Source organism: Roseovarius sp. JB2-10, from assembly GCF_055693585.1.
The window spans coordinates 3,482,919-3,508,107 of sequence record NZ_CM146337.1; the positions used below are offsets into that span (position 1 = coordinate 3,482,919).

Consider the following 25,189-nt stretch of genomic DNA (forward strand, 5'->3'; position numbering starts at 1 on the left):
AAAACAGCGGTTGTCCTGATAACCGCTTTCCCCTAACCCTTTCAAAAAGCATTTTAGGGAGGAAATACCATGTCCGATCGCGTTCACCAATTCGGTTTCGACACGCTTCAGATCCATGCCGGCGCCCGTCCGGATCCCGCAACCGGCGCCCGCCAGACCCCGATTTACCAGACAACGGCCTATGTGTTTCGCGATGCCGAGCACGCGGCGGCGCTCTTTAACCTGCAAGAAGTGGGATACATCTATTCGCGCCTGACCAACCCGACCGTGGCGGCCCTGCAAGAACGTGTGGCGACGCTGGAAGGCGGCACCGGTGCAGTCTGTTGCTCTTCGGGTCACGCGGCCCAGATCATGGCGCTTTTCCCGATCATGGCCCCCGGCCGAAATGTGGTGGTCTCGACCCGACTCTATGGCGGTTCGGTCACCCAGTTCAGCCAGACCATCAAGCGGTTCGGCTGGGACGCCAAGTTTGTCGATATCGACGACATGGATGCAATCGCCGCCGCCATTGATGACGACACCCGTGCGGTTTTCTGCGAATCCATCGCCAACCCCGGCGGGCATATCGCCGATCTCAAGGCCGTGGCCAAAGTGGCTGACAAGGCGGGTCTGCCGCTCATCGTCGACAACACGACCGCCACACCCTATCTCTGCCGCCCCATCGAACACGGCGCCACGCTCGTGGTGCATTCGATGACCAAATACTTGACCGGCAATGGCTCGGTCACGGGCGGCGTTGTGGTGGATTCGGGCACGTTTGACTGGTCCGCCAATGATAAATTCCCCTCGCTCAGCGAGCCGGAGCCCGCCTATCACGGCCTCAAGTTCCACGAGACGTTCGGACCGCTGGCATTTACCTTCCATGGCATTGCCATCGGGTTGCGCGATCTGGGCATGACATTGAACCCGCAGGCGGCGCATTACACGTTGATGGGCATCGAAACGCTGAGCCTGCGCATGCAGCGCCATTGCGAAAATGCCCAGGCCGTGGCCGAATGGTTGGAAAAGGATGACCGCGTCGAGGCCGTGACCTATGCCGGTCTCAAATCCTCACCATCCCACGGCCGTGTCAAAAAAGTCTGCCCCAAAGGAGCGGGCGGGCTTTTCACCGTGGCCCTCAAATCGGGTTATGACGGCTGTGTCAAATTGGTCGATAATCTCGAGCTTTTCAGCCATGTCGCCAATCTGGGCGATACCCGGTCGCTGATCATCCACTCGGCCAGCACGACCCACCGGCAGTTGACGCCCGAGCAACAGACCGCTTCGGGCGCAAGCCCCAATGTCGTGCGCATTTCAATTGGTATCGAGGATGTCGATGACATCATCGCGGATCTGGATCAGGCGCTGAGCAAAGCGGCTTCCTGATCCCGGCCCCGATCCAACGCCCCGCCGCGCGGTCTTTTGCCCCGCGGCGGGGCTTTTTCTTTCCCTCGGCGTGTTACTGCTATAAAAACACCTATGTATGAGTGTGCTTCCCGTTAAGCCCGACCAGGTGGTAGAGCGTTGATCATGAAACCGAATTTTGCCCTGACCTTGTCTTTCGAGGGTATAGGCCTTTTGCACAGGGCCTTTCCGGGCTGGCATAAGGTCGGCGAAATCGGCCTGGATGCGCCTGATTTACTGGGCGAACTGGCCGAACTGAACCAGGCCGCGAATGAGCTTGATGCCTCGGGCATCCGAAGCAAACTGGTTATTCCCAACGATCAAATCCGATATGTCTCGTTCGAAGCGGGTGATCTCTCGGATGAGGATATGCCCGCCGCCGTGGCGCGTAACCTCGAAGGGGCAACACCTTATGCGCTGGACGAGCTGGCCTTTGACTGGACGCAGTCTGAAGGCACGGTTCACGTGGCGGCTGTCGCCCGCGAGACGTTGCGCGAGGCAGAGGCGTTTGCCAAAGAACACCGGTTCAACCCTGTGTCTTTTGTCTCCATCCCCGGACCGGATGATTTCGCCGGGGAACCATTTTTTGGCAAAACGGCTCATGTCGAGCAATCAGTGCCAGACGCAGAGATCGAGCGCGATCCTGTCGCGATCCGGATCATTGGTACCGCCAAAATCCCACCCGCACCCCCCATGGAGCGGGAGGTCGCACAGCCGCCCGCACCTGAACCAGAATTCAAAGCGCCTGATGCATCTGAAGCGGTCGAGATCGAAGATGAATTGGATGCCCTGAACGGCATCGTGGCGGACGTAGTGCCGAAGAGCGAAATTGCCGACAACGCGGTCGCTGAACTGGCGGACACCACCGAAACACCCGAAGCGCCTCTGCCTGTATTTGAGAGCGCAGCCGCAACCGCAGACCAAACCGTATCTGGGTTTGCTGAGACAGACCGCGTGTTTGATCCGCTACCGGAAACAGAGAGCGCGCCGCATACTGAAAACGCGCCCACAGAAGAACCCGCAGACGTCACGCCCGATCCGGACGATATGGCTCAAACGGCCCCTGAGCCGACGCCGCCCCCCTCGCCCGAGGTCGCAGCGGATCCGGCACCTGCGCTGCCAACTGACGCGGACCCATCGGCCTTTTCCAGCATTCGTGCGCGCCGTGGCAACCCGCCCGCCACAGCCCCCAAACTGGATGGCGTTGCCCGGCATTTCAGCCCCGTTCACGTGTCGTCCGAAGTCTTGTCCGATCGTCTGCCGATTGATCTGGACGACGAAGACGCACCAACGGAAGAGACCTCGGACTCCAATGCGCAGGCGGCCGAGCCTATCACGACTTCGCCAGCAACGGCCCCGCCCGCCCCGGTTGAACCCGGCGCTTTTTCCACCCGTCGCACCGCTACGCTGGCCGCGCCGGATGTGACACCTGCTGCACCGCCGGTCGCGCCACCCGTGGCGGCTCCGGCGCGGGATGACACCCCCACCCGCGCAACGCCAATCGCACCGCCCCCCAACGTTGCGGCCCGGCTTGCCGCGCAGACGGCGGGCACATCGGCGCGCCACGCAGACCCGGCGCTGGCTGAAGAACAGCGCATGACGGTATTCGGCGCGCGCGAGGCCGCGATTGTGGGCGGCAAACCCAAATATCTCGGCCTGATCCTGACGGCGGTGTTGCTGCTTTTCCTCGTGGGTGTCGCGGCATGGGCCTCGATTTTCCTCGATGACGGTTTGGCCCGGTTCTTCCGCGATGATCCGGAAATCCAGATTGCTGACGTGCCTGCGGTGCCGACCCCTGAACCAGAACTGCAGCAAGAGAATACGCCGCAAACAGAAGACACGGTCATTGCCGCGCTACCGCAGACCATCGAAGAGGTTGACCCGGGGCTGCAAGAAGCGCTTCGCGCGCCCCTGCCCGAGCCATTGACCGATGATGAGGCGCGCGCGCGTTACGCGGCCACTGGCATCTGGCCGATTGCGCCCGAAACCCCACAGGCCCCGACGCCGGGCAGTATCGAGGATTTCTATCAGACCTCGATTGATCGCGGCGTGGTGATCCAGGACGCGGTCGCCCTGCCCGATCCCAATGCCATGCGCGCCGATACCCGCCCGGACACGCCGAATTCGCCTGCCTCCGCCGGCACGGTGTTTGCCTTTGACGAACGTGGTTTGGTCGAGGCGACGACACGCGGCGCGCTCACCCCCGATGGCATTCTGGTGTTCGCAGGTCAGCCACCGATCCGTCCGGCCGCCATGCCCAAGCGAGAAGTGATCGCAACACCCGTACCGACGGTAGATCCCGCTGTGCTGCGTCTGGCCGCATTCCGCCCCAAGACCCGCCCCGGCGATCTCGTGGAACAAAACGAGCGTGAAAACCTGAGCGGTCGCACCCTGACCGAACTGGCCGGGTTGCGCCCCAAACTTCGACCTCAGAGCGCGCAGGAACGCGTGGCACTGGCCGATCAGGCCCCTGCCGAGACCGATGAGGTGCCGGTCACCCCGTTCATTGATCTTGATGCGGTCAACAGCGCAGTAACCGAGGCCGTGCAATCAGACACCGCCGTGATCAGCGCCACACCTCAGGCTGTGGCGTCCTCGCTCAAACCGAACACAAGGCCGAACAACTTTGACAGCATCGTCAAGCGCAGCACGCAGGGTCAGGAAACCGCCGTCGCCGTCAGCGCAACGCAGCGGGTTGCACCGCGCATTCCGACCACCACATCCGTCGCCAAACAGGCAACACAGCGCAATGTACTGAAACTGCGCAAGGTCAATCTGATCGGCGTTTACGGCACCCCCAACAGCCGCCGCGCGCTGGTCCGGTTGTCAAACGGGCGCTACCGCAAGGTTGAGGTGGGTGATCGGCTGGACGGCGGCAAAGTGTCCGCCATCGGCGATGGCGAGCTGCGTTACCGCAAAGGCGGCCGCAACGTCGTGCTTCAGATGCCAAAAGGGTAATCACCCCCTCGCTACATCTTGTAATTGTGATAGAACTGATACCTAAATCACCTATTGCAACTTTTATGTCGCCAAAGACAAGCCGCGCGCTGTGTCAGGTATTGTGACGACGACAAAAGGACCCGTTGATGGAAGGATTTCTGTTTCAGGCTTCAATCTATCTGGCCGCGGCCGTCATCGCCGTACCACTGGCCGCAAGATTGGGACTTGGATCGGTTCTGGGATACATCGCTGCGGGCATTCTGATCGGCCCGGTGATCGGTCTCGTTGGCCAGGAAACCGAAGAATTACAACACTTTGCGGAATTCGGCGTGGTGATGATGCTGTTTATCATCGGGCTGGAGCTGGAACCCAAAGCGCTCTGGGACATGCGCCACCGGTTGCTTGGTCTGGGTGGGTTGCAGATTGGGATTACCACGTTTCTGGTGATGGCCGGGGCCATGATGCTGGGCCAGATCTGGAGCATATCTCTGGCCATCGGTCTGATATTCGCCCTTTCCTCAACTGCGATCGTTTTGCAAACCCTCTCCGAGAAGGGCTTGATGCAGACGGGCGGCGGAAGATCTGCGTTCTCGGTGCTGCTGACCCAGGACATTGCCGTCATCCCCATGCTGGCTTTCCTGCCACTTCTGGCCCTGCCGAAACGGCCGGAGGACGTATTGGGCAGCGCGCTGGAACGGATCACCGGTACGCCAACCGATGACCATGGCCACGGGCATGACGCCGCCAATGCCACCCATGAAGCCGCAATCTCGCTAGTGCAGGGCCTGCCCGGATGGGGGGTGACGCTGGTCACCATCGGGGCGATTTCGGCCATCATCCTTGCGGGCATCTACCTGATTGGCCCGATCTTCCGGTTCATCCACGCGGCGCGCCTGCGCGAGATGTACACGGCGCTTGCTCTGCTGATCGTCGTGGGCATTGCCTTTCTGATGTATCTCGTCGGCCTCTCCCCGGCGCTTGGTGCCTTCATGGCCGGCGTGGTGCTGGCCAGCAGCGAATTCCGCCACGAACTGGAAAGCGATATCGCGCCGTTCAAAGGTCTGTTGCTGGGGCTTTTCTTCATCACCGTGGGCGCAGGGATCAATTTCACCGTACTCTTCGGCGAGTTTATCATCGTGGTCGGTCTGGCGCTTGCCATCATCCTGCTGAAGGGTGGCGTGCTCTATATGCTGGGTCGGATGTTCAAGCTGCACGGGCGCGCCTTGTGGCTCTTTACCCTGTCGCTGGCACAGGCCGGTGAATTCGGCTTTGTGCTGATCTCATTTTCGATTCAGACCAATGTGATCCCCCGTGAAATGTCTGAATTGCTGCTGTTGGTGGTGGCGTTGACGATGTTGATCACCCCGCTCCTCTTCATTCTCTATGACTGGCTGTCGCACCGGATGGAGGACGCCTCGGAGGATCACGAACCGGATGAGATTGACCACGAAGGCCCTGTGATCATCGCGGGTATCGGCCGCTTTGGTCAGGTGGTCAACCGGCTGGTGCGATCCAGCGGCTTTGACACGGTGGTTCTGGATCACGATCTGGGCGCGATCCAACGCATGCGGCGCTTCGGGATCAAGGGGTTTTTTGGCGACCCCACGCGCCCTGAATTGTTGCTGGCGGCGGGGTTGAAGGAAGCCAAAGTGCTGGTCGTGGCGCTGGACGACGCCGAAGCGGCAATCAAGCTGGTCGGATTTGCCCGGCGTGAACGGCCCGACCTGCATATCGTGGCCCGTGCGCGGGACCGTACCCATGTCTTCCGCCTGTTCCAAGCCGGGGCCAATGATATCGTGCGCGAGCTGTTTGACAGCTCCCTGCGGGCCGGGCGCTATGTGCTCGAGAATGTCGGATTGACCGAATATGAGGCATCACAACTGGAAACCGCGTTCTATCATCACGACCGGCAAACGGTGAAGGAACTGGCGACGCTTTGGAACCCCAACATTCCGACGATTGAAAACAAGGCCTATATCGACCGCGCCATGGAGTTGGAGAAAGACCTGCAAACCATGCTTCTGTCGCAACTGGAAGAAGCGGTTGCCGAAAAGGATCAGGACAACGAGGCGTAATCAGCCGCCCGCAACACCCGCCTCGGCAAAGGTCGCCATGCCGGAATGACAGGCAATCGCGCCCTTCAGGATGCCGATGGCCAGCGCCGCGCCAGAGCCTTCGCCCAACCGCATGCCGAGCGACAAAAGCGGCTCTTTTCCCAGATGGCGCAGCATGGCGCCATGTGCCGCTTCAGCACTTTGATGCCCGGCAATGACGTGATCCAGCGCATCGCCCGACACCTGCTGGAGCGCCGCCGCCGCCGCCGTGCAGATGAACCCGTCCAGCAGGACCGGAATGCGCAACATCCGCGCACGCGTCATCGCCCCGGCCATAGCGGCAACTTCGCGGCCCCCAAGACAGCGCAACGCCTCAAGGCCGTTGCCTTTTGCCGATGGGTTTTGCGCCAGACCCGCTTCGATCACCCTGGTTTTAAGGGCGATACCGTCCGCATCCACACCGGTCCCCGCGCCCGTCCAATCGCGGGCCTCACCGCCGAACAATGCCAGGGCGATGGCTGCCGCACTGGTGGTGTTGCCAATGCCCATTTCCCCGGTGACCAGCAGATCACTATCCGGATCCACCGCGTCCCACCCTGTTTTCAACGCCTCGACCACCTGCGCCTCATCCATCGCCGGGCCTTGGGTGAAGTCATCCGTAGGCGTGTCGAGGTGCAAGGCATGCACATCCAGCTTGGCGTCAAACGTGCGCGCCAATTGGTTGATCGCAGCGCCGCCATGGCGGTAGTTTTCGACCATCTGCGCCGTGACATCCGCGGGAAAGGCCGACACGCCCTGCGCCGTCACCCCATGATTGCCGGCAAAAATGATCACCTGCGGGCGCGTCAGATCAGGCCGTTCGTCTCCACGCCAACCGGCGTACCACGCGGCCACCTCCTCCAACCGGCCCAAGGCGGACGGGGGCTTCGTAAGCTGCGCATTGCGCGCCCGCGCACCGGCTTCGGCCGCGTTATCCATACCCGGCAGATCACCCAACACGGCGGCAAATTCGGACAGGGTTGAGAAGTCTTGGCACATGGGCTTGCTCATTGCATGTTATCTGTTGCCTGTGTATCGCAGGCCGAATTGTAGACACAGCCGAAAAGACGCAGGAAATGGCAAAAAACGACCCCAAGCTGATACAGGCCTCCGATATTCCCGGGGCGGTCGGTCTGTTGACGCGTTTGCCTGTGCCCGTTGGGGACACGTCACGCGGCGCGGCGGCGGCATGGGCCTATCCGTTGGTGGGTCTGCTGGTTGGCGCGATCGCCGCACTTGTGGGCGCTCTGGCACTGGGGGTAGGGCTGCCCGCCCTTGCAGCAGCGCTTTTGTCTGTGGCCACGATGATGATCGTCACCGGTGCACTGCACGAGGACGGTCTGGCTGACACCGCCGATGGGCTGTGGGGCGGATGGACCCCGGATGCACGGCTCGAGATCATGAAGGACAGCCATATTGGCACCTACGGCGTCCTGGCACTGGTTCTGGCGACACTGGCGCGCGGCGCGGCCCTCTGGCTTGCCTTTGAAATCAGCACGGCAACCGCAGTGATCGCGCTGCTGGTCAGCGGGGCCCTGTCTCGGGCCACCATGCCAACGCTCATGTCGCGCCTGCCCCATGCCCGTGACACCGGGCTGTCGCACAGCGTTGGCCGGGCAGACAGCGCCACCGCCGCCATCGCCTGGGCGGTCGCCGGGGGCGTGGCCATCATGCTGGCGGGTTTGAGCGGGCTTTGGGCGGTCTTGGCGGCGGCCGCGGTGATGTGGGGCCTCGGGTCAATCGCCCGGCGCAAGATCGGCGGACAGACCGGTGACATCCTGGGCGCGTCGCAACAACTGGCTGAAATCGCAGTGCTCTTTTGCCTCCTGGCCTGAGCACAAACGAAAACCGCGCCCAATCCGGACGCGGTTTAATTCGTTGTTGATCAGAGCGGATCAGGCGGCGCGCGAGACCAGCACTTCATCCACCTGCTTGGTGGCCTGCACTTCGTCGCCACCGCTGACGGCGGCCACTTCGCGGGTCAGACGCTCCAGAGCCGCTTCATACAGCTGACGCTCGGAATAGCTCTGCTCGCGCTGATCATCAGTGCGGTGCAGGTCACGAACCACTTCGGCAATTGCAATCAGATCGCCGGAGTTGATCTTTTGCTCATATTCCTGCGCACGACGCGACCACATGGCGCGCTTCACCTTGGCCTTGCCCTTGAGCGTGGTCATCGCCTTGGACACCACATCCGGGCTCGACAGGCTGCGCATGCCGATTTCCGTCGCTTTGTTGGTGGGCACCCGCAGCGTCATCTTGTCTTTTTCAAACGAGACCACGAAGAGCTCGAGTTTGATACCAGCGATTTCCTGCTCTTCAATCGATACGATCTGGCCAACGCCATGCGCGGGATATACGACATAGTCATCGGGGCGAAAATCGAGCTTCTTGGACTTGCTCATTCAGAATTCCTCATTAGGGGGCGCCGGTCAAAAACGCTTAAACCATCCGAACAAGTCAACGCTTGCAGGTCGTTTCAGGCGCAAAGAAATCCATCCCCGAACGTGAGCGCGGGCAGATGGATATCAGGCAGATGTCTACATTTGTGAAGATTGTATAACACAATTTCAGCGGTTTCGAAAGTGGAGCAGGTAGAAATTCCGTTCTAAGCGTGGAAAATTAGACACTTAAGCCACGAGACTGGCCCAGTTGCCAGCGCAGCTCCGGCGATAAACGAATCAGTTCACTTGGTGGCTTATCCGCCTTCGCCCGGCTCTTCCGAAAAGTATTTCTCGAGCTTGCCCTCTTCGCCGTCGCGCTCTTCGGCATCCGGCATCGGGTCTTTCTTGGTGATGATCACCGGCCACATTTCCGAGTACTTCCGGTTGAACTCGACCCATTTTTCCATGTCCGGCTCGGTGTCCGGGCGGATCGCGTCTGCCGGGCATTCCGGCTCGCAGACACCGCAATCAATGCATTCGTCCGGATGGATGACCAACATGTTCTCCCCCTCGTAGAAACAATCCACGGGGCATACCTCAACGCAATCGGTGTATTTGCAGGCAATGCAGCTGTCGTTGACGATATAGGTCATCCAAAGTCTCTTGTCTTAGTCGCGCAGCCCTCACCTAATCCAGTGACATGGATCAATCAAGCGCCTCGGGCTTATTCAGGTCGAGTTTACGGCGATCCCGTTTGGTTGGCCGCCCTTTTCCCTCATATCGCGGGGCCGGTGGATCATTCTTCCGGGTTTTGGCTGTTTCGGAGGACGGCGGTGTCAGATCCTCATAAAGCGCCTGTGCCTCAGGGGCTGGACCACGCCGCGCACCCAACGCCAGAATTCGAACCACTCGGATGACGCGCCCCTGCGGAAAGGTCAACGCATCCCCGGGTACAATCTGAGTGGCCGGTTTACTGACGCGCGTCGCATTGACCCGCACATGTCCCGCGCTCACTTCCTTGGCGGCCAGGCTGCGGGTCTTGAAGAACCGCGCATGCCATAACCATTTGTCCAGCCTGAGTTTTTCTGTCGTATCACTCACCCGATGCCGCCAATCAGGTTTTGTCTTTCAACCCCATCAGGGCCGCGGCAAACGGATTATCGGGATCAATGCGATCCTTCTTTTGCGGTTTGGAAGAATAGGTTTTTGCACCCTTATCCTGACCCCCACGCGGTTTGCCCTTGCCCTGCTTGCCTTTGCCGCGCGGTTTGCGGTCCTGTTGGGGACGGTTGCCGCGGGGCTTCGGTGCCCAGGCGAAGGTGTAGAACACTTCGATTTCGGGCTCTGCTGCATCCGACGCGGCAGGCGCTTCCGCCTCTGCTTCGGGCGGTGTTTCACCTGGGCTTTCATCAGGCGCAGCTGCAGCGGTTGCATCTTGATCGCCAGTATCTGTTGCTGCCGCCTCTTCTGAAACGGCCTCGTCCGGTGCGGCTTCCGCTTTATCCGCCCCGGCGGGTTCTGGCTGGGGCTGCTTGACTTTGGCGCGCTCACCGCGCTCCGCCTTGTAGCCAAGGCCCTGCATCAGATCTGCAAATTGTTCGAGTGTCATGCCGGTGATCGACAACATATCCGCCGACGCTTCAAATCCGCCCCGGCTGTCCTCGGTGCGCAACATGTCCGCCAGACGCTCCAGCATATCGATCCGGATCGCCCGTTCACCCGCGGCGCGGTAACCCGACATGGTATGAAACCCTTGCGGCGTGGCACCAGCAGCACCCGACGGCACTGTGACCAGACCCGGCGGAGGCGCTTCAGGAAACTCGTCCAACCCATTGGCCAAAGACCATAAAACCAGCCTGAGCCGTGTTGGTGCAGGCTTCAGAAGAAGCGGCATGAAAATCGTGAATTGGCCAAAGCGAATGCCATGTTTGCGCAGCATGCCGCGCGCGTCCTGATCCAGCGCTTTGACCTCATCCGCCACGTCACCACGCGGGATAATCCCGAAGCCTTCGACCATGCGGAACCCAAATCCGCGGGCCAGACCACCCAGTGTTTCATCGCGCTGAATGTTCAGAATGGGCTCAAACAGCGTGGCAATCTTGCGGTCGATGAAATGCTGCAGGCGCCGCTGCACCTTTTGCGCCACATCTGTCCCTGCGGCATCATCCACAAAGGCCACAGCCTCGGGTTTCAGCGGATCTGAGCCGCTGACCAGCTTGCCCACCGCATCCGTGCCCCACATCAGGCCACCCTGTTCGGTGAAATCAATTTCGGTGTCGGGCGCGTTGTAAAAACGGTCCGCCTTGAGGTGAAAATGCGGTGCCAGGGCCTGCAAGCTGGCCTGGGCCAGCGTTTTGGCCTCCTGCCCTGCGGCACCTTTGTCCTGAATGAACCTGAACCCTTCAAGTCGACCGACGAATTCGCCCTCGACTGTCACGTCACCACTATCATTTACCTCGGCCACCATGGCCTCCTTCTGCTTGAGCCGGCGCAATAGCACGGAAGTGCGCCGATCCACAAATCTCTGCGTCAAACGCTCGTGCAACGCGTCCGACAGGCGGTCTTCTACCGCGCGCGTTGCACCGCGCCAATGGTTTTCGTCATCAACCCAGCCTTTTCGCTGTGCAACATAGGTCCAGGTGCGGATATAGGCCAACCTTGACGACAATGTGTCAATGTCTCCATCAGTGCGATCTATACGCCGCACCTGCCGGGCCAGCCAATCGTCTGATATCCGGCCTTTTTCATGTAGGTCTGCATAAATTATTTGCAAAAGTGCTGCATGTTCCGCCTGACTGATGCCCCGAAAATCCGGGATCCGGCAGACATCCCATAACAGCCGGACCGACGGCCCGTCACCGGCGCGCGCGCGGATTTCCGCCACCTCCGACAAGGTTCGGAGCGCCAGAAGGTCGTCCGCCTCACGGGCGCGGGCCAAAAGCTCATCTGCGGGCCGTGCCTCCAGCGACGCGATGAGCGCCTTGGTGGATCCAAACGCCAAATCCGAATTGCGCCACTCCAGTTTGCGGATCGGCGTGAACTGGTGATCCATGATCGCGCGGGCCACTTCATCCGGAAGATCTGGCGCCTCGCCGGTTACCCCAAAGGTTCCGTGGCGCATGCCCCGGCCCGCACGTCCGGCAATCTGCGCCAATTCATTTGGGGCCAGCTGCCGCATGCGACGCCCGTCAAACTTGGTCAGCGACGAAAACGCCACATGGTTGACGTCAAGGTTCAACCCCATCCCAATCGCATCCGTGGCCACCAGATAGTCCACGTCGCCATTCTGATAGAGGTCAACCTGCGCATTGCGCGTCCGCGGGCTGAGCGCGCCCATCACCACGGCGGCCCCGCCTTTTTGACGGCGCAGCAGCTCGGCAATCGCATAGACGTTATCAACCGAAAACCCCACGATGGCGCTGCGCGCAGGCATTTTCGCGATCTTCTTGGGACCTGCATAGGTCAGCTGCGAAATCCGCTCACGGCCCAGAAATTCAGCCCGGGGGACCAGTGCCGCGATGGTCTTGCGCATGGTCTGTGCGCCCAGAAACTGGGTTTCGCGCAGGCCCCGCATGTGCAGCAACCGGTCGGTAAAGACATGACCCCTCTCGGGATCAGCACAAAGCTGGATTTCATCGATCGCCACAAAATCTGCGCCCATGCCTTCGGGCATCGCCTCAACCGTGCATACCCAGTATTTTGCGCGGGTCGGCACAATGCGCTCTTCGCCGGTGACCAATGCCACAACCGAAGGCCCGCGGATCGCGACGATCTTGTCGTAAACCTCTCGCGCCAACAGGCGCAACGGCAGGCCAATCACCCCGGTGGGATAGCCCAGCATCCGCTCGATCGCATAATGCGTCTTGCCCGTGTTCGTGGGCCCCAGCACCGCCAGGACCCGTGACTGCTCGGCCATCGGCCTGCTCCGTTTAAATCAGAGGTTTTCGCCGTCCAGTGTACCGCTCAACCGGTCCAGCGCTTCGGGCACATCTTCGTAATGTGGGTGAATTTCCAGAACTCGGCTATAGGCTTCATATGCCATCTGCGGGCGGTTCAATTCCTCCAGAATAACGCCCAGACCGTAGATCGCCTGAAAGTGCCGCGGACGCAATGCCAATGCGCGCTCCAGATCGGCAATGGCAGGGCCGTAAAGCTCGGCGCGGGTGTAGGCCACGGCGCGCAGATGCCAGCCTTCGGCAAATTCCGGCGCATGGTCCGTCAGCGCCGTCAAATGCTCGATTGCACCCCGGGCGTCACCAGCTTCCAGCGCGTCGCGGCCGCGTTTTAGCAACAAATCCATTGCCGAAGAGCCGGATCGAGATAGTTCCAACACAATCTCGTTACCGACTTTCTTGGCCTCCGGGGCCTCGGATTTGAGCAATTCGGCAAAAAGCCGGTCCAATCGCGCCTCTTCAACTGCGGCTGCAGGTAAGGAAAACATGACTATGCCGGCAAATGCCGTAACGATAAACTTGAGGAAGTGATTCAGTGCGCTCATAACAGCGTAGAGTTTAGCGTGCGCGGACGGAATTCAAACCCCTACCGCGCGAAAAATGGAGAAACACAGATGAGCGACGTAATCACATCCGCAGTAGCGGCCCTGAGCGAAAAGATGGGCGACGGCGGTTTTGCCGGCACAGCCAAGTTTGTCATCAACGGCGAGGGGGCCATCATGATCGATGGTGACGGCGTGCGTGCAGGTGACGACGCCGCTGATGTCACGCTGAGTGCGGATGCAGATACGTTTCAATCCATCCTCGAGGGTGATCTTGACCCAACCGCCGCCTTCATGACGGGTCGTCTGAGCGTAGATGGCGACATGGGCATGGCGATGCAATTGGGAAGCGCCCTGAGCTGATGGACGACGCGCCTATTTTTAGCGACATCGCGGATGGTCCGGATGGCGGCGCGGCCTGGTGGCTGACGGCCGATGATGGCGTGCGCATTCGTGTCGGCGCGTGGTATCGGGATGCGCCCAAGGGAACGGTTTTGCTGTTTCCCGGGCGCACCGAATACATCGAAAAATACGGTCGGACGGCGGCGGAGCTGGCACAGCACGGCTATGCCACTTTTGCGATCGACTGGCGCGGTCAAGGACTGGCGGATCGGCTGATCAGTGACAACATGGCGGGTCATGTCATCACCTTTGGCGATTACCAACGCGACGTAGACGCAATGTTGGCCGCCGCGGAAGAACTTGACCTGCCCAAACCCTGGCATTTGCTGGCCCACTCCATGGGCGGCTGCATCGGGCTGCGCGCGGTCACCAATGGCATGCCCGTGGAAACCTGTGCCTTTTCGGCCCCGATGTGGGGTATTCAGATGTCTCAGACCCTGCGCCCGGTCGCATGGTCGCTGTCCTGGGGCAGCCGTCAGGTGGGTATGGATCATCTGGTGTCGCCGGGCACGTCGCCCAAAAGCTACGTGCTGATCGAGGCCTTTGAGAACAACAAGCTGACCAATGACGAAGACATGTACCAATACATGATCGACCAGACATTGGCGCAGCCTGACCTCGCTCTGGGCGGGCCCAGCCTGCGTTGGCTTTACGAGGCGCTTGTGGAATGCCGTGATCTTGCGCGCCTGCCTTCGCCTGACCTGCCTTGCGTGACCATATTGGGCACCAATGAGCAGATCGTCGATATCCCACGCATCACCAACCGCATGGAGGCCTGGCCCGGCGCGGATCTGATGATGTTCGAAGACGGCAAGCATGAATTGCTGATGGACACGCCCGTCACACGTTCCGAAGCCATCAACCGGTATTGTGAAATGTTCGACGCCGTTCCCAAGGCAGCGTGACGCGGCCTTAAGGATCGCGGATCACGTTTTGCTGCTGACGGCCAAGTCCTGCCACTTCCAGCGTCATCACATCGCCTTCCCTCAGATACCGCGGGGGCTTTTTACCCATGCCCACACCCGGCGGCGTCCCGGTCAGGATCACATCACCGGGATGCAGTGACATCATCTGGCTCAGGTAAGAGACAATCTCGGCCACGCTGAAAATCATCGATTTCGTATTGCCGGTCTGCATCCGTTCGCCGTTCAGGTCCATCCAGAGATCGAGCGCCTGCGGGTCCGGCACCTCGTCCGGTGTCACCAGCCACGGACCAAGCGGCCCAAACGTGTCACAGCCCTTGCCCTTGGTCCATTGCCCGCCACGCCGGATCTGGAAATCACGCTCCGAGACGTCATTGACCACGCAATAGCCCGCCACATGATCCAGCGCGTCGGCTTGGCTGACATATTTGGCATGTGCGCCAATCACCACGGCCAGTTCGACCTCCCAATCCCCGGCTTCAGAGCCGCGCGGCAGGCTGACCGTATCGTTTGGCCCGATGATGGATGAGGTGTTCTTCATAAACACGATCGGCTCTTTCGGCGGCTCCATCCCCGCCTCCGCCGCGTGATCGGAATAGTTCAACCCGATGCCGATGAATTTGCCCACCTGCGCCACCGGCGGACCCAGACGTGGATCACCCGGCACCTTGGGCAGGGTTTCGGGATCGACCCGCGGCAGGTTGGTCAAAACCTCCCCCGCCAGATCATCAACCACACCAGACAGGTCCCTGATACCCCCGGCGCTGTCCAATACACCTGGCTTTTCCTGACCTGCTGGCCCGTATCGCAGAAATTTCATCGCCCCGTCTCGTTTGCTACCATTCAAAGTCAGCATAGCCGCCGGTCAGGGCACCGCAAGTCTGGCCATCTGCAATTTTCGGCTTACTCTGAGGGCTATGGTTTTGCGCTTTACCCCCGAGGGCATCTATTGCCCCGCCGGTGACTTTTACATTGATCCGTGGCGACCGGTGGATCGGGCGCTGATCACCCATGGCCACGCCGATCACGCGCGGCCCGGACATGCGCGGTATCTTTCAACCGATATCGCGGGCCCGGTGATGCGTCACCGGTTGGGAGAGATCACGCTGGAGACCGTGCGCTACGGTGAAACGCAACAGATCGGCGATGCGCTTGTGTCCTTTCATCCCGCCGGTCATGTGCCCGGATCGGCGCAAATCAGGGTTGAGGTTGCGGGGGAGGTCTGGGTCGTTTCCGGTGACTACAAGGTCACGACCGATGCACTGTCCACCCCGTTCGAGCCGGTGAAATGCCATGCCTTCATCAGCGAATGCACCTTTGGTCTGCCGGTTTTCACCTGGCCGGAAGAGGCGCAGATCGCCCGTGAGATCAACGCCTGGTGGGCCGCCAATGCCGCCGAGGGTCGGATCAGCATGTTGGGGGCCTATTCCTTTGGCAAGGCGCAACGTGTGCTGAGCCTTTTGGATCCGGATATTGCGCCCATCCTGACCCACGGCGCGGTTGAGAACACCAATATCGTGATGCGCGATCAGGGGATTGCCCTGCCCGACACGCATCAGGTCACTCCGGAGACGGACCCGAAGACAACGCCCGGTGCGCTGGTCATCGCGCCGCCATCGGCATTGGGCTCCACCTGGGCGCGGCGCTTTGGCGCCCATGCCACGGGGTTTGCGTCAGGCTGGATGCGGCTGCGCGGGGTACGACGGCGGCGGGCCGCGGATCGTGGCTTTGTCCTGTCGGATCACGCGGATTGGGCCGGGCTCAACGCCGCCATCGCGGACACGGGCGCAGAGAAGATTTTTGTCACTCATGGCTATACCGACATCTTCGCGCGCTGGCTCAACGAGGCCGGGTATGACGCTGAAATCGTGCCCACGGAATTCACCGGCGAAACCCTGGATGACGGGGATGCGACATGAAGAATTTCGTGGCGCTCTACACGGCTATCGACCAGACAACCAAGACCAACCAGAAGGTTGCGGCCCTTGCCCGGTATTTCGCCGACGCGCCGGATGACGACAAGCTCTGGACCATTGCGCTTTTTTCCGGCCGCCGTCCACGCCGGGCGATCACCACCACCAAGCTGCGCGAATGGGCGGCGGAACGTGCGGGCATTCCGCTTTGGCTGTTCGAGGAGAGCTATCCCATCGTCGGCGATCTGGCGGAAACCATCGCGCTGGTCCTGCCCCCGCCCGAGGACAGCGATGACAGCAGCCTGAGCACCTGGATCACGCGCCTGCGCAGCCTCGACAAAGCCAGTGAAGTAGACCGCAAAGCCGCCGTGCTGGACGCGTGGAACCGGATGGATGCGGCCACGCGCCTTGTCTTCAACAAACTGCTGACTGGCGGATTTCGCGTGGGCATCAGCCGCAAACTCATGACCCGCGCGCTGGCGCAGGCCACGGGTGGGGATGAGGCGGAACTGGCGCACCGGCTGATGGGTGACTGGACGCCCGATACCATCACCTATCACGCGCTGATTGAGGCGCCGGACAATGCCGCGGGCCTGTCGCGCCCCTACCCCTTTGCACTGGCCCACGCGGTGGAGGGTGATCCGGCGGCACTTGGCCCGCCCGAAGACTGGTGCGCCGAATGGAAATGGGACGGCATTCGCGGTCAGGTGATCCGACGAGGCGGTGATCATTTCGTCTGGTCGCGCGGCGAAGACCTGATGACCGACCGCTTTCCCGAACTGGCCCGGTTGCAGGATTTCCTGCCCGACGGCACGGTGATTGATGGCGAGTTGGTGGCCTGGGACGGCACGGCGCCCCTGCCCTTCAACGATCTGCAAAAGCGCATTGGCCGCAAGACCGTGCCCAAAAAGCTGCTGGCCGAGGCGCCGGTGATCCTCCTCGCCTATGACCTTATCGAAATGGACCACCAGGACCTGCGCGATGTGCCCTTTGCCGATCGCCGCGCGCGGCTGGCAGACGTGCTGCAAGATGTGCCCGACGACGCCCCGATCCGCCTGGCCCCGATGATCCCGTTCAAGGATTGGGACGCGCTGGCCGACATCCGCACAAAGGCCCGCGAGCACCGCGCCGAGGGCCTGATGCTGAAACGCAGCACTAGCCCCTATCACGTGGGGCGCAAGAAGGGCGATTGGTGGAAATGGAAGCTTGATCCGCTGACGATTGACGCGGTGATGATCTATGCCCAACAGGGCCATGGGCGGCGCGCGAACCTCTTTACCGATTTCACCTTTGCGGTGCGCGATGGCGACGATCTGGTGCCCTTCACCAAGGCCTATTCCGGGCTGACCGATGCCGAATTTCGCAAGATCACCGCCTGGGTGCGCAAGAACACGTTGCAGCGTTTTGGCCCGGTGCGCCAGGTCACGCCCGAACATGTGTTCGAGATCGCATTTGAGGGCATCGCCGCCTCCACACGCCACAAATCCGGCGTGGCCCTGCGGTTTCCGCGCATGTCGCGGTGGCGGCACGACAAACCGCTGTCGGAGGCCAATACGCTGGACGACCTCAAGGACATTTTGGCGCAATACGGTTGAGCATCGCGCCCGTCCCGCCTATGTCAGGATCAACGCCTTGAGGAGAGCCAGATGTTGCATAAGATTTCGCCCAATTTTGACGCCACCGACGCGACCGGCGGCAAGGACCTCGGCAAGCTGCCGGAATGGGACCTGAGCGATCTTTATACCGGCGAAGACGCGCCCGAACTGACGCGTGATCTGGAATGGCTGGAAAAGGCCTGCGCTGATTTCGCCGCGGATTACGAGGGCAAGCTCGACACGCTCGATGCCAAGGGCCTTCTGGAATGCATCCACCGCGAGGAAGAGATCAGCAATATCGCGGGGCGCATCATGTCGTTTGCCGGTCTGCGCTATCACCAGCTGACCACCGATGGCGGTCGCACAAAATTCCTGTCGGATTGTCAGGAAGACATCACCAATTTCACCACCCCGCTGGTGTTTTTCACGCTGGAACTGAACCGGCTGGACGAAGACGCCCTGAAGGCGATGTATGCCGAAAACGCCGATCTGGCGCGGTATGAGCCGGTCATCCGCCGCATCCGCGCGATGAAGCCACACCAGCTGAGCGATGAGCTGGAGAAGTTTCTGCATGATCTGGGTGTCGTGGGCGACGCGTGGGAGCGGCTTTTTGACGAAACCATCGCCGGGCTGACCTTTACCGTCGACGGCGAAGAGCTGAACATCGAAGGCACGCTGAACCTGCTGACCGAACAGGACCGCAGCAAACGCGAGGCCGCGAGCCGTGAATTGGCGCGCGTCTTCGGTGAGAATGTCCGCACCTTTGCCCGCGTGCACAACACCGCCGCCAAGGAAAAGGAAATCATCGACCGCTGGCGCAAGATGCCCACCGCGCAATCCGGCCGTCACCTGAGCAATGATGTCGAGCCCGAAGTGGTCGAGGCGCTGCGCGACGCGGTTGTCGCCGCCTACCCCAAGCTCAGCCACCGCTATTATGAGCTCAAGCGCAAATGGCTTGGCCTGGACGTGATGCAGGTCTGGGACCGCAACGCGCCATTGCCGATCGAAGACACCAAGGTGGTGGATTGGGCCGCGGCGGAAAAGACCGTCATGGATGCCTATTCCGCCTTTGATCCGCGCATGGGCGATCTGGCCGAACCGTTTTTCAACAAAGGCTGGATCGATGCGGGCGTGAAACCCGGCAAGGCGCCCGGTGCCTTCGCCCACCCGACCGTGACCACCGTGCACCCCTATGTGATGCTCAACTATCTGGGCAAACCGCGCGATGTCATGACATTGGCGCATGAGCTGGGCCACGGCGTGCATCAGGTTCTGGCCGCCGAACAGGGCGAATTGCTGGCCTCCACCCCGCTGACACTGGCCGAAACCGCGTCGGTCTTTGGCGAGATGCTGACCTTCCGCACCATGCTGGATAACGCCAAGGATGATCAGGAACGCAAGGTTCTGCTGGCCGGCAAGGTTGAGGACATGATCAACACGGTCGTGCGCCAGATCGCGTTCTATGATTTCGAATGCAAACTGCATGCGGCCCGTCGTGACGGAGAGCTGACCCCCGATGATATCAACGCGCTTTGGATGTCCGTGCAGGCACAAAGCCTTGGGCCAGCGTTCGAATTCATGGACGGGTACGAGACCTTCTGGGCCTATATCCCGCATTTCGTACATTCACCCTTCTACGTCTACGCCTATGCGTTCGGCGATGGGTTGGTGAACGCGCTCTACGCGGTCTACGAAGAAAACCCCGATGGGTTTCAGGACAAGTATTTCGACATGCTGCGCGCAGGCGGCTCCAAGCATCACAAGGAGCTTTTGGCCCCCTTCGGTCTTGACGCCTCGGACCCCACATTCTGGGACAAGGGCCTCAGCATGATCTCGGGCTTTATTGACGAGCTGGAGGCGATGGAAAGCTAATCACGGCTGACCATGCAGCACGATGTAATCACTGGCCCAGGCGCCCTGGCGCTCGGCCTGTGATATCAGCCCTTTGAGCAGACGCACCGCGATTGGCGACGTGACTGGCACAAAGTGATTGAGACCCTTGCCATCGGACACGTCCGAGAAATCGACCACGTTGATGTTGAGCCCTTTGACCTCTTCCTGACCATCAACGACGCCTAAGCGTGGTTTGCGCCCGCTCAGCCATGCCGAAAGCCCAAGCGCCTTGTCCTGCTGTGAGGCGAAGATGAAAAACGGCTGCGGCAGCTTGCCAATCGCCTCGGCCTGACGTCGAAAGATATCCGGGTCGATATCGGGTGAAATCAACACGACACCGCTGATCTTGTTCAAAAGCCGCCTGTCGCCCTTAAGCGCGGCCTGCCGGAGCACTTCCATCACCAGATGCGATCCCACCGAATGGGCCATCAGCAGCACCTTTTCCCCCTGCGGCGCTGTCAGCGTCTTGAGCACACGCTCCAGATCGTCCCGCGCAAAAAGCACGCTGTCGCGGTCATAGACATAGCCGCGGGGATCGCCCGCGGACGGCCATGAAAAAAGCACACCGGGGTTGCGTTGGGCAAAATCTGTCCGCATCTGCGCCAGTCTGTACATGCCTTCGGACAAGGTCGTGTTGTAGCCATGAACAAACACCATGGTTTCGCGTTCCGGCGTCGCCCGGTGCACGGCGCGCGCCATCTGTGTGCTGCTACCAAACACCTCGGTGCCTGTGACCACGAAATCAGTGCGGGCATCCGGCGGCCCTTTCGGCCATTCAATCTGGCCGGTTTCATGAGTGGGCGGCACGGAAACATCGACCCTGAAATAGTTCAGCTTTGCCGAACGGGGTTGGCCAAAAGCCGGACCTGTGCGGTTAAGTCGGCGGGTTGTGGCCACATAGATCGGCTGGATCGTCGCCGTCGCATCCGGGGGGGCACGCATGGCCGTGTCACGCTCGGCGCAGCCGGCAAGAGCCAGCATCCCCAGCAATGCCGCGGTCCGGATTGGAACATATGTCGATAAAGCGCGCTTTACTGCCCCGGTCACAAAAATACCTCTCCCGGTTTCCCGGAAGAGGCTACTTGGATTTACGCCGAGGTAAAAGGGGTTAGGCTTGGGCCAGCATACCCTTTTCCTGCGCCAGGCTGCGCATGCGCTTCTGCAGTTTTTCAAACGCGCGCACCTCGATCTGACGAATACGCTCGCGGCTCACGTCATATTCCGCGCTCAGATCTTCCAGCGTGATCGTCTTGTCGCTCAAGCGGCGTTGGGTCAGGATGTCCTTTTCGCGGTCATTGAGCACATCCATGGCCTCGGCCAACAGCTCACGCCGCGCTTCCAGCTCATCGCGGGCCTCATAATCACCGGCCTGGTCGGCATCTTCGTCTTCCAACCAGTCCTGCCATTGCATGGTCCCCTCACCATCGGAGCCAACCTGCGCATTCAATGATGCATCCCCACCGGACATCCGGCGGTTCATGCTGATTACTTCCGCCTCGGTCACGCCCAGATCGGTCGCGATCCGTTTGACGTTATCAGGATGCATGTCACCATCTTCCAACGCGCCGATTTTGGCCTTGGCTTTACGCAGGTTGAAAAAGAGCTTCTTTTGCGCGCTGGTCGTGCCCAGTTTCACCAGGCTCCAGGACCGCAGGATGTATTCCTGAATGCTGGCCCGGATCCACCACATCGCGTAGGTTGCCAGACGGAAACCGCGCTCAGGGTCAAACCGTTTCACCGCCTGCATCAGACCCACGTTCGCCTCGGAAATCACCTCGGCCTGCGGCAAGCCATACCCGCGGTAGCCCATAGCAATCTTCGCCGCCAGTCGCAGATGGCTTGTCACCATCTTGTGCGCGGCTTCGGTGTCTTCCTTTTCAACCCAGGCCTTGGCCAGCATGTATTCTTCTTCCGGCTCCAGGAGCGGGAATTTACGAATTTCCTGCATGTACCGATTCAAACCGCCTTCTGGGGTTGGTGCCGGTAGGTTCTTGTAATTAGCCATGTTATGTCCCTCCCAATGTTTAGGGTGTTAACATTAATGTAGGGTCGCTATTTGCGCCATTCAAGGCACGTGAACTGAATAGTTTAACAAAGTATGAATGCACAGTTCTCAAAATGCGAGAGCGACCTCTGCATTTTCACACAGATGTGCGCTGTGTTTCAGGATCTGAGCGCACCAATCAGTGCAGCCATGTCACTGGGAATCGGCGCCTCGAACCTGATATTCTCTTTAGAAACAGGATGTTCAAAGCCCAATACAGCCGCATGAAGCGCCTGCCGCGAAAAATCTTTCACGGCCGCCATTGCCGTTGCGCTGAAAGATTTCGCGGACAGTTTTCTGCGCCCACCATAGGTCGGATCGCCAATTAATCCGTGCCCGGCATGGGCCATATGCACGCGAATTTGGTGCGTACGCCCTGTTTCCAACCAGCATTCCACAAGCGCTGCACCAGCAGGATTTCCAAAGCTTTCAACGATCCGCGCACGGGTCACCGCATGACGCCCGCCCTCGAACAGAACCGCCTGTTTTTGCCGGTCCGTTTTGTGTCGCGCCAGTTGCGTGGTGATCCGCATGATATTGCCCGGCTCAAACCGCACGCCTTTTGTACCCCGCAGCCGCGGGTCACTGGCATCGGGCACGCCGTAAACCACCGCTTTGTAATTACGCTCGACGGAATGCGCCTCAAATTGAGCCGCCAAGCCGTGATGCGCCTTGTCTGATTTAGCAATGACCAGCAACCCACTGGTATCTTTATCTATTCGGTGCACGATACCAGGGCGTTTTGACCCACCAACACCGGACAATTCATCGCCGCAATGATGCAAAAGTGCGTTGACCAGCGTGCCGCCGGGTGTGCCCGGTGCCGGATGCACAACCATGCCAACCGGTTTGTTGATCACAATCAGATCTTCATCCTCAAAAATCACGTCGAGCGGGATGTTTTCGGGTCCAATATGGCTTTCGGTGGCTGCCGGTACGATGATCTCCGCGATATCCCCCTCTGACACTTTTGCCTTGGGGTCCTGTACGACGGCTCCGTTCAGCGTCACCTGCCCGTCGGCGATCAACCGTCCCAGCCGAGTGCGCGACAGGCTTGCCGCCTCTGGCACATCCCGCGAAAGCGCCTTATCAAGGCGGCCAGGCGGATCAGCAGCGATCCGGATGATCAACGGCGTGGAGCCCATGAATAACAGCCCTGAGACACAACCGGTCGATCCGGCCCTGGTGAAATATCTGCGCATCCTCGTCACGGTCCTGACCATCACGATGATTCTGGGCTTCATAGTGATCGTGGTGTTGTTTGTCACCAAGTTCTCAGAGGCTTTTCAGGCCGATCTACCCGATGTGATCACCCTGCCCGATGGCACCGCCGCCAGTGCATTTACCCAAGGCAACGGCTGGTATGCGGTGGTGACAGACGATGGCAAGATACTGATTTACAATCAGAAAAATGGCGAGCTGCGCCAAACGATCACCATCGAAAACCAAAACTGAAAAGAAGGGTGGTACCACCTCCCCGGCTCGAACGGGGGACCTCTTGATCCACAATCAAGCGCTCTAACCTACTGAGCTAAGGCGGCATTGCAGGGGGATGTAACTTTTTGACCGGCGAAATGCAAGCCTGTTGCGCGCCAAAATCCGCGTGTTGCGACAAATTCAAACCGGGCTCAGATTGCTTGCCAAGCCGGGCCAAAACCAGTACCTGAGCGTCGGACAAAGGAGGCCGTAATGGGCATCAATTCGGAAACCGACATCGAAGCCAACCTGCAAATCGGCCCGACCGATCAGGGCATGGTCCGCCTTTACATTGAGGCGCAAGAATTTGAAATTCCAATGGATTTCACACCTGAAGAGGCCGAAGAGATTGCATCCGAAATCCTTGCCGCCGCCAAAATCGCCGGGGGTGGCAAGCCGGGCCGCACCTCATAACACAGGGTCGCGCACACCGTGCAGGCGCAACGCCGCATGACGGGCAAATCGCCGGGTGATCGCCGTGCGCCGCGCCGGGGCCAATCGTGCCTCGGGCCCCATGCGGATGATCTCACCGTCATAGGCATCGGCGATGATCAATCCGGTGCCCTCGGGCAAAAGATCAGTTGGGAAATTTTCATCCACGGCCCAGAAGTACCGGTCACACCATTCCAGATAGCCCTGCCATTTCCCGTCTGACGTAAAATCCGCCCGGCTGGATTTGCACTCGATCACCCAGATCTCACCCTTGGGCCCAAGCGCCATGACATCCACGCGCTTGCCACGCTCTGGTGTAAATTCCTCAATGGAAACAAAGTCATATTCCAACAAGACCCGGCAAACACCGCGCGCCAGCGCCTGCCCCGGCATCAGGATTTTTTGCTCAATATCTTCCATGGGAGAATTATGAACAAAAGATGAACATTTGCAACCCCTTGCCCCACCTCGGCGCAGACACTAGGTAGGTCAGTGGCGGGTTCTGCGCCTCTCGTGAACGGTTGCATTCCGGTGGCCTTAAGCAATTCCGAGGGAGCTGGCTCTGTCCGGGCCCTGGTCCGGTTACCCGGCGCCCACCTGTATAAACAGGTCCTCGGGAATGAGATAACCCCACGGTCCGCGCGGTCCCGCCACCTATTTTCCACAAATTATCAGATGCTTAGAGGCCCGAAGGCATCAGCGTTTGCTGAGGAAATCACCCCGGCGCGTCTCGGCCTCGATACGAACCGGCACTGGTTGCCGTGCCATCCGCCGCTGCCGATGTCCGCCGCGCGGCTCGTCGTCATCATCGTCTTTCATCCGCATCACAGCGATGCCAAACTGAACGCCAGCAAATACGATCCCGTTGGCAATCCACAGCACCAGGAGCGCCAGCCAGCCTTTTTCAGAATGCGTGATGAGGTGCCAAAGATTTGCGATGTTGAACCACAAGAGCATGCCGACAAAAACGGCGGCCAAGGCAAAGCCAATGGCGATATTGACGACGTAGAGACGAACAAGCTTCGGCATAGACAGACCTAAACAACGGTACGGGTCGAAGTCTAGCACAGCTATCGTTGGGCTCAAGGGCTTGCGCAGGAAAACGCCCATCTGCGCCTCTGTCCACAGACTTATCCACAATCTGGCCTCTAAACGGCGTTTTGCACCCTGTTTGGCGCCGGTTTTGTTGTGCGGAACTTCTAACGCCAGCCCCGGG

The 25,189-nt window shown here is 60.1% G+C and carries 23 protein-coding genes and 1 tRNA gene; 11 read left to right on the top strand and 13 right to left on the bottom strand.

Annotation, left to right across the window (positions count from 1 at the left end; genetic code table 11):
• Positions 1 to 69: 69 nt before the first annotated feature.
• From ACZ1HJ_RS17360 to ACZ1HJ_RS17370, 3 genes are all read left to right on the top strand, one after another.
• Positions 70 to 1,365: an O-acetylhomoserine aminocarboxypropyltransferase/cysteine synthase family protein gene (locus ACZ1HJ_RS17360; protein WP_472719891.1), complete on the top strand. Its 1,296-nt coding sequence runs from the start codon at positions 70 to 72 to the stop codon at positions 1,363 to 1,365.
• A gap of 144 nt (positions 1,366 to 1,509) precedes the next feature.
• Positions 1,510 to 4,341: a hypothetical protein gene (locus tag ACZ1HJ_RS17365; RefSeq protein ID WP_472719892.1), complete on the top strand. Its 2,832-nt coding sequence runs from the start codon at positions 1,510 to 1,512 to the stop codon at positions 4,339 to 4,341.
• Between the two features lie 128 nt (positions 4,342 to 4,469).
• Positions 4,470 to 6,398 carry a cation:proton antiporter domain-containing protein gene (locus ACZ1HJ_RS17370; RefSeq protein ID WP_472719893.1) on the top strand — a complete coding sequence of 643 codons (1,929 nt, stop codon included), beginning with the start codon at positions 4,470 to 4,472 and terminating at the stop codon, positions 6,396 to 6,398.
• Here the strand turns inward: ACZ1HJ_RS17370 and cobT are convergent, their stop codons facing one another.
• Positions 6,399 to 7,427 (bottom strand): nicotinate-nucleotide--dimethylbenzimidazole phosphoribosyltransferase, encoded by a 1,029-nt coding sequence (cobT, locus tag ACZ1HJ_RS17375; RefSeq protein ID WP_472719894.1) that lies wholly within the window; start codon positions 7,425 to 7,427, stop codon positions 6,399 to 6,401.
• Positions 7,428 to 7,492: 65 nt separating this feature from the next.
• Between cobT and cobS the strand changes: the two genes are divergently transcribed.
• Positions 7,493 to 8,251 (top strand): adenosylcobinamide-GDP ribazoletransferase, encoded by a 759-nt coding sequence (gene cobS, locus ACZ1HJ_RS17380; protein WP_472719895.1) that lies wholly within the window; start codon positions 7,493 to 7,495, stop codon positions 8,249 to 8,251.
• Between the two features lie 60 nt (positions 8,252 to 8,311).
• Here the strand turns inward: cobS and ACZ1HJ_RS17385 are convergent, their stop codons facing one another.
• From ACZ1HJ_RS17385 to ACZ1HJ_RS17405, 5 genes are all read right to left on the bottom strand, one after another.
• Positions 8,312 to 8,821 carry a CarD family transcriptional regulator gene (locus tag ACZ1HJ_RS17385; protein ID WP_472719896.1) on the bottom strand — a complete coding sequence of 170 codons (510 nt, stop codon included), beginning with the start codon at positions 8,819 to 8,821 and terminating at the stop codon, positions 8,312 to 8,314.
• Between the two features lie 293 nt (positions 8,822 to 9,114).
• Complete coding sequence (gene fdxA, locus ACZ1HJ_RS17390; protein WP_472719897.1) at positions 9,115 to 9,453, bottom strand: ferredoxin FdxA; 339 nt, start codon at positions 9,451 to 9,453, stop codon at positions 9,115 to 9,117.
• A 52-nt stretch (positions 9,454 to 9,505) separates the two neighbouring features.
• Positions 9,506 to 9,901: an RNA-binding S4 domain-containing protein gene (locus ACZ1HJ_RS17395; protein ID WP_472719898.1), complete on the bottom strand. Its 396-nt coding sequence runs from the start codon at positions 9,899 to 9,901 to the stop codon at positions 9,506 to 9,508.
• Between the two features lie 13 nt (positions 9,902 to 9,914).
• Entirely contained in the window at positions 9,915 to 12,716 is a 2,802-nt protein-coding gene (locus tag ACZ1HJ_RS17400) for a helicase-related protein (protein WP_472719899.1), read from the bottom strand.
• A gap of 18 nt (positions 12,717 to 12,734) precedes the next feature.
• Entirely contained in the window at positions 12,735 to 13,241 is a 507-nt protein-coding gene (locus ACZ1HJ_RS17405; protein ID WP_472719900.1) for a tetratricopeptide repeat protein, read from the bottom strand.
• A gap of 126 nt (positions 13,242 to 13,367) precedes the next feature.
• Between ACZ1HJ_RS17405 and ACZ1HJ_RS17410 the strand changes: the two genes are divergently transcribed.
• Complete coding sequence (locus ACZ1HJ_RS17410) at positions 13,368 to 13,658, top strand: SCP2 sterol-binding domain-containing protein (protein ID WP_472719901.1); 291 nt, start codon at positions 13,368 to 13,370, stop codon at positions 13,656 to 13,658.
• Complete coding sequence (locus ACZ1HJ_RS17415) at positions 13,658 to 14,602, top strand: alpha/beta hydrolase (protein ID WP_472719902.1); 945 nt, start codon at positions 13,658 to 13,660, stop codon at positions 14,600 to 14,602. Before ACZ1HJ_RS17410 ends, ACZ1HJ_RS17415 begins: the two co-directional genes overlap by 1 nt.
• Before the next feature lie 7 nt (positions 14,603 to 14,609).
• On the opposite strand, the gene ACZ1HJ_RS17420 is transcribed toward ACZ1HJ_RS17415, so the two are convergent.
• On the bottom strand, positions 14,610 to 15,440 hold the full coding sequence (locus ACZ1HJ_RS17420) for a fumarylacetoacetate hydrolase family protein (RefSeq protein WP_472719903.1): 831 nt from the start codon (positions 15,438 to 15,440) through the stop codon (positions 14,610 to 14,612).
• Positions 15,441 to 15,537: 97 nt separating this feature from the next.
• Between ACZ1HJ_RS17420 and ACZ1HJ_RS17425 the strand changes: the two genes are divergently transcribed.
• The 3 genes from ACZ1HJ_RS17425 to ACZ1HJ_RS17435 are packed head-to-tail and all read left to right on the top strand — an operon-like array spanning position 15,538 to position 20,000.
• The gene (locus ACZ1HJ_RS17425) at positions 15,538 to 16,539 is read left to right on the top strand and encodes a ligase-associated DNA damage response exonuclease (protein ID WP_472719904.1); all 1,002 of its coding nucleotides are present in this window, start codon (positions 15,538 to 15,540) and stop codon (positions 16,537 to 16,539) included.
• Positions 16,536 to 18,128 (top strand): ATP-dependent DNA ligase, encoded by a 1,593-nt coding sequence (locus ACZ1HJ_RS17430; protein ID WP_472719905.1) that lies wholly within the window; start codon positions 16,536 to 16,538, stop codon positions 18,126 to 18,128. Before ACZ1HJ_RS17425 ends, ACZ1HJ_RS17430 begins: the two co-directional genes overlap by 4 nt.
• Positions 18,129 to 18,179: 51 nt before the next feature.
• On the top strand, positions 18,180 to 20,000 hold the full coding sequence (locus ACZ1HJ_RS17435) for a M3 family oligoendopeptidase (protein WP_472719906.1): 1,821 nt from the start codon (positions 18,180 to 18,182) through the stop codon (positions 19,998 to 20,000).
• Here the strand turns inward: ACZ1HJ_RS17435 and ACZ1HJ_RS17440 are convergent, their stop codons facing one another.
• The 3 genes from ACZ1HJ_RS17440 to ACZ1HJ_RS17450 form a co-directional block, all read right to left on the bottom strand.
• Complete coding sequence (locus tag ACZ1HJ_RS17440; RefSeq protein WP_472719907.1) at positions 20,001 to 21,068, bottom strand: alpha/beta hydrolase; 1,068 nt, start codon at positions 21,066 to 21,068, stop codon at positions 20,001 to 20,003.
• 61 nt (positions 21,069 to 21,129) lie between these two features.
• Positions 21,130 to 22,026, bottom strand: a complete 897-nt coding sequence (rpoH, locus tag ACZ1HJ_RS17445) for an RNA polymerase sigma factor RpoH (protein ID WP_472719908.1) — start codon at positions 22,024 to 22,026, stop codon at positions 21,130 to 21,132.
• A 158-nt stretch (positions 22,027 to 22,184) separates the two neighbouring features.
• Positions 22,185 to 23,210, bottom strand: a complete 1,026-nt coding sequence (locus tag ACZ1HJ_RS17450) for an RluA family pseudouridine synthase (RefSeq protein ID WP_472719909.1) — start codon at positions 23,208 to 23,210, stop codon at positions 22,185 to 22,187.
• Here ACZ1HJ_RS17450 and ACZ1HJ_RS17455 point away from each other — a divergent pair.
• Positions 23,188 to 23,520, top strand: a complete 333-nt coding sequence (locus ACZ1HJ_RS17455) for a DUF6476 family protein (RefSeq protein WP_472719910.1) — start codon at positions 23,188 to 23,190, stop codon at positions 23,518 to 23,520. The two genes, ACZ1HJ_RS17450 and ACZ1HJ_RS17455, sit on opposite strands and share 23 nt — an antisense overlap.
• A 9-nt stretch (positions 23,521 to 23,529) precedes the next feature.
• Here ACZ1HJ_RS17455 and ACZ1HJ_RS17460 read toward each other — a convergent pair.
• A tRNA-His gene (locus ACZ1HJ_RS17460) sits at positions 23,530 to 23,606 on the bottom strand.
• 148 nt (positions 23,607 to 23,754) lie between these two features.
• On the opposite strand from ACZ1HJ_RS17460, the gene ACZ1HJ_RS17465 reads away from it, so the two are divergent.
• Positions 23,755 to 23,955: a DUF6324 family protein gene (locus ACZ1HJ_RS17465; protein WP_472719911.1), complete on the top strand. Its 201-nt coding sequence runs from the start codon at positions 23,755 to 23,757 to the stop codon at positions 23,953 to 23,955.
• Here the strand turns inward: ACZ1HJ_RS17465 and ACZ1HJ_RS17470 are convergent.
• Entirely contained in the window at positions 23,950 to 24,393 is a 444-nt protein-coding gene (locus ACZ1HJ_RS17470; protein WP_472719912.1) for an MmcB family DNA repair protein, read from the bottom strand. The two genes, ACZ1HJ_RS17465 and ACZ1HJ_RS17470, sit on opposite strands and share 6 nt — an antisense overlap.
• 276 nt (positions 24,394 to 24,669) lie before the next feature.
• Entirely contained in the window at positions 24,670 to 25,002 is a 333-nt protein-coding gene (locus ACZ1HJ_RS17475; RefSeq protein ID WP_472719913.1) for a hypothetical protein, read from the bottom strand.
• Between the last annotated feature and the right edge of the window lie 187 nt (positions 25,003 to 25,189).

What these genes read in the sequence shown, in the direction of transcription:
- ACZ1HJ_RS17430 (WP_472719905.1), top strand. Translation starts at nt 16,536, where the DNA reads ATGAAGAATTTCGTGGCGCTCTACACGGCTATCGACCAGACAACCAAG.
- ACZ1HJ_RS17415 (WP_472719902.1), top strand. Translation starts at nt 13,658, where the DNA reads ATGGACGACGCGCCTATTTTTAGCGACATCGCGGATGGTCCGGATGGC.
- ACZ1HJ_RS17475 (WP_472719913.1), bottom strand. Translation starts at nt 25,002, where the DNA reads ATGCCGAAGCTTGTTCGTCTCTACGTCGTCAATATCGCCATTGGCTTT.
- ACZ1HJ_RS17405 (WP_472719900.1), bottom strand. Translation starts at nt 13,241, where the DNA reads ATGTTTTCCTTACCTGCAGCCGCAGTTGAAGAGGCGCGATTGGACCGG.
- ACZ1HJ_RS17365 (WP_472719892.1), top strand. Translation starts at nt 1,510, where the DNA reads ATGAAACCGAATTTTGCCCTGACCTTGTCTTTCGAGGGTATAGGCCTT.
- fdxA (WP_472719897.1), bottom strand. Translation starts at nt 9,453, where the DNA reads ATGACCTATATCGTCAACGACAGCTGCATTGCCTGCAAATACACCGAT.
- cobT (WP_472719894.1), bottom strand. Translation starts at nt 7,427, where the DNA reads ATGAGCAAGCCCATGTGCCAAGACTTCTCAACCCTGTCCGAATTTGCC.
- ACZ1HJ_RS17470 (WP_472719912.1), bottom strand. Translation starts at nt 24,393, where the DNA reads ATGGAAGATATTGAGCAAAAAATCCTGATGCCGGGGCAGGCGCTGGCG.
- ACZ1HJ_RS17410 (WP_472719901.1), top strand. Translation starts at nt 13,368, where the DNA reads ATGAGCGACGTAATCACATCCGCAGTAGCGGCCCTGAGCGAAAAGATG.
- rpoH (WP_472719908.1), bottom strand. Translation starts at nt 22,026, where the DNA reads ATGGCTAATTACAAGAACCTACCGGCACCAACCCCAGAAGGCGGTTTG.
- ACZ1HJ_RS17465 (WP_472719911.1), top strand. Translation starts at nt 23,755, where the DNA reads ATGGGCATCAATTCGGAAACCGACATCGAAGCCAACCTGCAAATCGGC.
- ACZ1HJ_RS17360 (WP_472719891.1), top strand. Translation starts at nt 70, where the DNA reads ATGTCCGATCGCGTTCACCAATTCGGTTTCGACACGCTTCAGATCCAT.
- ACZ1HJ_RS17420 (WP_472719903.1), bottom strand. Translation starts at nt 15,440, where the DNA reads ATGAAATTTCTGCGATACGGGCCAGCAGGTCAGGAAAAGCCAGGTGTA.
- ACZ1HJ_RS17425 (WP_472719904.1), top strand. Translation starts at nt 15,538, where the DNA reads ATGGTTTTGCGCTTTACCCCCGAGGGCATCTATTGCCCCGCCGGTGAC.
- ACZ1HJ_RS17370 (WP_472719893.1), top strand. Translation starts at nt 4,470, where the DNA reads ATGGAAGGATTTCTGTTTCAGGCTTCAATCTATCTGGCCGCGGCCGTC.
- cobS (WP_472719895.1), top strand. Translation starts at nt 7,493, where the DNA reads ATGGCAAAAAACGACCCCAAGCTGATACAGGCCTCCGATATTCCCGGG.
- ACZ1HJ_RS17400 (WP_472719899.1), bottom strand. Translation starts at nt 12,716, where the DNA reads ATGGCCGAGCAGTCACGGGTCCTGGCGGTGCTGGGGCCCACGAACACG.
- ACZ1HJ_RS17450 (WP_472719909.1), bottom strand. Translation starts at nt 23,210, where the DNA reads ATGGGCTCCACGCCGTTGATCATCCGGATCGCTGCTGATCCGCCTGGC.
- ACZ1HJ_RS17435 (WP_472719906.1), top strand. Translation starts at nt 18,180, where the DNA reads ATGTTGCATAAGATTTCGCCCAATTTTGACGCCACCGACGCGACCGGC.
- ACZ1HJ_RS17385 (WP_472719896.1), bottom strand. Translation starts at nt 8,821, where the DNA reads ATGAGCAAGTCCAAGAAGCTCGATTTTCGCCCCGATGACTATGTCGTA.
- ACZ1HJ_RS17455 (WP_472719910.1), top strand. Translation starts at nt 23,188, where the DNA reads ATGATCAACGGCGTGGAGCCCATGAATAACAGCCCTGAGACACAACCG.